The organism is Streptomyces sp. M2CJ-2, from assembly GCF_016757295.1.
Classification (GTDB): Bacteria; Actinomycetota; Actinomycetes; order Streptomycetales; family Streptomycetaceae; genus Streptomyces.
Genome location: NZ_JAESIF010000207.1, coordinates 1 through 1,841, shown reverse-complemented (window position 1 = coordinate 1,841; position 1,841 = coordinate 1). Strand labels below are relative to the sequence as shown.

The window sequence follows — 1,841 nt, the reverse complement described above, 5'->3', positions numbered from 1 at the left end:
TCGGTCTCGGCCCGCTTCACCCAGGTCCGCAGGGCCTCGGGGTGGACATCGAGCTGTTCGGCGATGCGGCGGATCCCTGGCTTCCGCAGTTGGTAGGCACGCGCATGGCCGGATCATGAATCTGACCTGGTTAGGCGCTGATTGTGTGGTCGTGAAGTGTGTGCCCACGGCATTCCTGACATATCAGGCGGGGCATGGGGAGTAACCGGGGCGATCGGGATGAACTTTGCTTCGCCGAGGGATCCCTGACGGGTCGTTTGCTCGCCAAGCTTTGATAGTACGCGCAGGTCGGGGGGCTGTTTGCGAGTTCGGGAAACTTGCCTCGCACGGTGGATGGCGGCGGTAGCGTGGAGGCCTCGCGATCTTCGGCCGGGCCGGTCGAGTAGTGCGGCGAGTTGTTGCTTTGTTTGAGTGAGACGCCCGCATTGCCCCGGGCGAAAGCATCTAAATCGGGCGACTTGCGTGGGCACATGCCCGAAAGTTGCCGCCGCCATGAAACTGCAGGCCATGGCCTATCTGGCATGCCTTCGTATGCCTGCCAACTGCGGAACTCAGGGGATCGCTCCCGTCCGGCCGGCGGGGTCCTTGCGGGCCTCGACCGCCATCCGTGTCGCGCGCTCACGCAGTTCGTCGGAGTACTTCTTGGGCGCAGCCATGATCGGCATCCTTCCGGGTCTTCGATGTCTCCATCAAACCCGGGGCGATTCACGCCTCAACGCCGCCGGACCACTGATCAGCCACGTGATCGAGGCCCTGGCCCGCCAGGTGCCGACCTGGAACGACAACCTGCGGCTGATCGACTCCACGCCACTGCCCTGCGCGGCCTCTCGCGAAACCGTCAAACGCTCCGACCTGGCCGGACACGCCGGATACGGCTACTGCCGCAGCCACTCCCGCTTCTTCTGGGGTTTCCGGCTCTACCTGGTTACGACCGCCGAAGGCATGCCTGTGTCCTGGTGCCTGGCGAACCCAAAACTCGGCGAGCGGGAGGTGATGACCGCACTGCTCGAACGCGACCATCACCTCATCCGCACCGACCAGGTGATCCTGGCGGACAAGGGCTTTGCCGGGCGGAAGTTCGAGGCGTTCTGCGTTGAACGCCTCGGCATCCACCTGGTTCGGCCAGACCGGAAGGACGAGCCGATCCGTCACGGCCGTCTCGCTCGTGTCCGCCAGTGGATCGAGTCCGTGTTCGATACCCTCAAAGGCCAGCTCAGCCTGGAACAACACGGTGGCAGAACCCCTGCCGGAGTCTTCGCCCGCACCGGACAACGCCTCCTCGCTCTCGCGGCCGGCATCTGGCACAACTGGACCACCGGCATCAAGATCAAAAGATCTCTGATCGCCTACGACCACTAAAGCTGATCTACGCAGTTCCCCCCAGGGGGACCAGGTGGCGAAGCCGCATCATGCGGCCTCGCCACCCTCACCAGAGGGGGTAGATATGGGAGACATGACCGCCAAGGCGCGGGTGGCGGATCTTGTCATCGCGTACGCGACCCTGGTCGACGCGACCAACGCGTGCGACGCCCTGGACGAGGTGGTGGTGGCCGCCGACAGTTGGGCTTCAGCCACGGATCTCCTCCGAGCCTGCGGCTACCTCAAGGTCCCCAGGCGGGCCATGAGCAAGAAGATCCCGGCAGAGGCAGTCGAAGCAGCCCTCACCAATCCCGGAACGGTTTTCCGGAAGCGCTTCATGGCGGACACACCGTGGACACCCGCCGCCAAGTGAGAGAAAGGCCCTCCAAGAACATTGGACTCATTCATCTAGTAGGGCTTGGTTATCTTGGGTGAATAGCGGTGTGTCGTCTCTCGGAGGTGAGGGCCATGACACCGCAGGA

Annotated in this window: 1 protein-coding gene and 1 pseudogene; both read left to right on the top strand. The window is 63.8% G+C overall.

All coding sequences use genetic code 11. The features are described from left to right. Positions 1-690: 690 nt before the first annotated feature. Positions 691-1,359 (top strand): annotated as a pseudogene (locus JL475_RS38810) (IS982 family transposase); the annotation flags it as partial. Positions 1,360-1,444: 85 nt separating this feature from the next. Further along, the gene (locus JL475_RS38805; protein ID WP_237409524.1) at positions 1,445-1,732 is read left to right on the top strand and encodes a hypothetical protein; all 288 of its coding nucleotides are present in this window, start codon (positions 1,445-1,447) and stop codon (positions 1,730-1,732) included. Positions 1,733-1,841: the final 109 nt, after the last annotated feature.

Coding starts and splice junctions, on each gene's coding strand:
- JL475_RS38805 (WP_237409524.1), top strand. CDS start 1,445: ATGGGAGACATGACCGCCAAGGCGCGGGTGGCGGATCTTGTCATCGCG.